Genomic DNA, 3,408 nt, shown 5'->3' with positions numbered 1-3,408 from the left:
AATTCGGTTCCTTTTTCAAATTGAGCAGGCTGGATTTCGATCCAGTCAAGAGCGTGTTCTAATAAATATGGCTGAGGCAGCCCAATGATTTCTGCCACTTCCTTGTTATTAGCGAGATTTTGGACAGTTGGTGCATCAGATTTGGTGAATGGTCTCATGATCAATCTCTCTGTCATAAGTGTTTTTAACATGCGTCTATCTCCTTTTGCGAGAATGTGGACTGCTTTTCGCCGTCTATTAATCTATAACTTCAATAAGAAAGGTCTTCTGAAGGAACCCTCCTCGTTTTTCCGCCTTTTCCTGTCGGGCCTTTTCCACTTCATTAATGGAAGAACCATGCTGGGAAGCCAAAGCATGTATGATTTCGAGCATGTCAGCAAGCTCTTCTAACGCATGCGCATTTGATTCAGCCGCGCAATATTCATCCATTTCTTCATAACTTTTCTTCTTTAAATATTTTATGTATTCCTCATCCTCAAGTATTTTGGTAATAGCCGTTTCTCCATTTGCTTCAATTATTCCCGGAATCTTGTCACGGACCAACTTATTATAGACAGGCATGGTATTACCCTCCATTTTACATTATTTATCCAGTTTATCATCAACACAGCGGTGATAGAAGTGCCAGGATTACATTCCCGTGTGAATTTTTTCAGATGAAAAATAAGCCGCTTTCAGATTCTGAAAGCCGGCTTACCTGACGTCTTATTAAAGATTTTCAAAGAATAATCTGATGACATCTGCTCCACCGATAAAAGTTCCCAGAGAACTCCCGAGGTTTGCTAATACAACAATCAATAATACACGTGTCACCTTGTTGGACCAGAACCCCTTAATACTTAAAACATCCTCCGATAATCGGTCAAAATCCGAAACGTTCGGACGTTTAAAATACGCCTGGACGGCACCGGCAAACCATCCTGCTGCCAAGAGCGGATTCAAGGATGTTATCGGTGCTGCAACGAACGCTGTTACGATGGCTAAAGGATGTCCCAGTCCAACCGCAACACCTAATGCTGAAAATCCTCCATTCCATAATATCCAGCTTAGTGACTGCTGCATCCCAGCATCTGGATTAGAAATGAATGTGTATGCGATGAGAGCAAGTATGAATATCGGGATCCCCCATCCGATGATTTTAGGCAGCTTGGATTTCGGAGGTCGCTCATTTAGCCTGTCGAGGTCATGATTCTTCTGTATTTCTTTTTTGATGCCGGGTACATGCGCAGCGCCCAGTACAGCCACAACCTTCTTACCGGGTGCTTCCTTAATCTTTTGAGACAGGTATTGATCACGTTCATCGATTAAAGGTTTCTTCAATTTCGGAAATGTTTCGGTAAATTCATTCAGCATACCTTCCAGCATATCCTTGGATTTAAGCTTCTCAAGCTCTTCTTCTGATATGCTTTCACTGCTGAATATGCTGTATATAATTTGTGTGAGTAATTTTGCTTTTCCGGTGAATCCTACATTGCTCCAGATACGTGAGAATGTCACCTGGATATTCCGATCAGCAAGTACAAGCCTTGCACCTGATTCCTTTGCGGACTCGATTCCCTGAATCATTTCCTGACCTGCTTGAATGCCAAGCTGTTTCGCCATTCTTTTCTGAAAAGATGATATCGCCAGGTTCATCAATAAAAATGTCGCTTTGCGATCTTTGATTACCTTGAAGATGTCGGTTTCCTTCCATTTTTCGCCTTGAATGATGGACTGATATCGTTGTTCGTCCAATTCAACACAAACTGAATCCGGCCGTTCTCTTTCAATTACTGCTTTTACTTCTTCAGCACTCTTTTTCGAGACATGTGCGGTGCCGATCAGTATGTATTCTTTTCCGTCCAGGAAAATCCTTGTAATGTTTTGTTCTGTATCTCGTCCAGTTTCTAAAGACATTAGGTACCTTCCTTCAAATGCAAATTGAAAACTAATTTTTCTTTCAAATATCATTTTACCATTTTTACACATAGTTGCTCACTAAATTTTTGTAACGTATTCATTCCTTAATATAAAGATTCTTGATTCATCAGCAAGCTGGACATCTACAACATTAATATTTCCCTGATGTCATCTTCAGAAAGAGGAGTATTTTTTTTACCGGTTGAATCGATCATTTCTTCAATCAAGTCCCTCTTTTTATCCTGAAGCTCGTTCATCTTTTCCTCAATCGTACCCCGGGCGACCAGTTTAATCACCTGTACCACGTTCTCCTGCCCCATCCGATGTGCTCTGTCTGCTGCCTGCTCTTCCACCGCAGGGTTCCACCATGTATCATAAAGAATCACAGTATCTGCACTATGAAGATTGAGACCTGTTCCTCCTGCTTTCAATGAAATAAGGAATACATCCCGCTCTCCCCTATTATAACGATTGCATAACTCCAGGCGGTTTTCTGACGATGTATCCCCATCCAAATAGAAGAATGGAGTATCCTTCTCAGTAAGCTCTCTTGCTATGAATTGAAGCATTTTGGTAAACTGCGAGAAAATCAGCACACGTCTTCCTGAATGCATGGACTCCTCCATGATGTCCATGAGATGCTCAAGTTTCGCTGATCTTCCATCATATCCATCAACAAACAACCCGGGGTGGCAGCATAATTGCCGTAATCTTGTAATACCCGCAAGGATTTTAATCTTGTTCTTCCGCAAAGTGTCCTTATCAATATGCTTAAGTGTATCGTGCCGAAGTTTGGCAAGGTACGCTGCATATAATTTCTTTTGTTCAGGAAGCAGTTCGATTGATTCCCGTGATATAATCTTATCCGGCAGTTCCCCAAGTACATCTTCTTTTACTCTTCTCAGCAGGAAAGGCTGAATTCTGCGTGCAATCGTATTGCTCGTTAATTGACTATATTCCTTTAAACCCATGAAGAGCTGCGGGAATACAATATGAAAAATCGACCAAAGTTCTTCTATAGAATTTTCAATAGGTGTTCCGCTAAGTGCAAAGTGATGATTGGCCTTGATTTTCTTAACGGCACGGGCTGTTTGGGTTACAGGATTTTTAAAAGCTTGTGCTTCATCGAAAAATGCCGTTGCAAAATACTGCTTCTCAAACCAATGGATATCCCGCCGTACGATAGGATAAGAAGTGATGATGACATCGACCCCTGAAAGTCCTGATTGCAGTCTTGTCCTATTTGACTTGCTTCCATCCATGACCACTGATTCAATATCCGGAGTGAACTTAGCAAATTCGCTTAACCAATTATATGTAAGCGAAGAAGGACAGATGATTAGTGCGGGTGTTTGGTCCCTTCTGATTTCCTCGAGGATGGATTGAATAAAGGTGATGCTTTGGAGGGTTTTCCCAAGTCCCATATCATCAGCCAGGATGCCGCCGAACCCGTAATGGGCGATCATCTTCATCCACTGAAAGCCTTTCTTTTGATAGTCTCTTAAGATC

Annotated in this window: 4 protein-coding genes; all 4 read right to left on the bottom strand. The window is 41.7% G+C overall.

Annotated features, from left to right (window positions below; genetic code table 11):
* The coding region (locus HP456_RS21575) for a GNAT family N-acetyltransferase (RefSeq protein ID WP_172254935.1) at positions 1–191 on the bottom strand (191 nt) is incomplete at its 3' end.
* Between the two features lie 46 nt (positions 192–237).
* Entirely contained in the window at positions 238–561 is a 324-nt protein-coding gene (locus tag HP456_RS21570) for a nucleoside triphosphate pyrophosphohydrolase (RefSeq protein WP_172254933.1), read from the bottom strand.
* Between the two features lie 147 nt (positions 562–708).
* Entirely contained in the window at positions 709–1,896 is a 1,188-nt protein-coding gene (locus HP456_RS21565; protein ID WP_172254931.1) for a TraB/GumN family protein, read from the bottom strand.
* Positions 1,897–2,042: 146 nt separating this feature from the next.
* Positions 2,043–3,408: DEAD/DEAH box helicase (locus tag HP456_RS21560; protein WP_172254929.1), on the bottom strand; the 1,366-nt coding region annotated here is incomplete at its 5' end.

Origin of the sequence: Bacillus haikouensis, assembly GCF_013179555.1 — a bacterium.
In the GTDB taxonomy this organism is placed as follows: Bacteria; Bacillota; Bacilli; order Bacillales; family Bacillaceae_B; genus Rossellomorea; species Rossellomorea haikouensis_A.
The sequence above is the reverse complement of the archived record's forward strand: the minus strand, read 5'-3'. Positions and strand labels throughout refer to the sequence as shown.

Excerpts from the sequence above, each read along its gene's own strand:
- HP456_RS21570 (WP_172254933.1), bottom strand. The coding sequence starts at position 561 with ATGCCTGTCTATAATAAGTTGGTCCGTGACAAGATTCCGGGAATAATT.
- HP456_RS21565 (WP_172254931.1), bottom strand. The coding sequence starts at position 1,896 with ATGTCTTTAGAAACTGGACGAGATACAGAACAAAACATTACAAGGATT.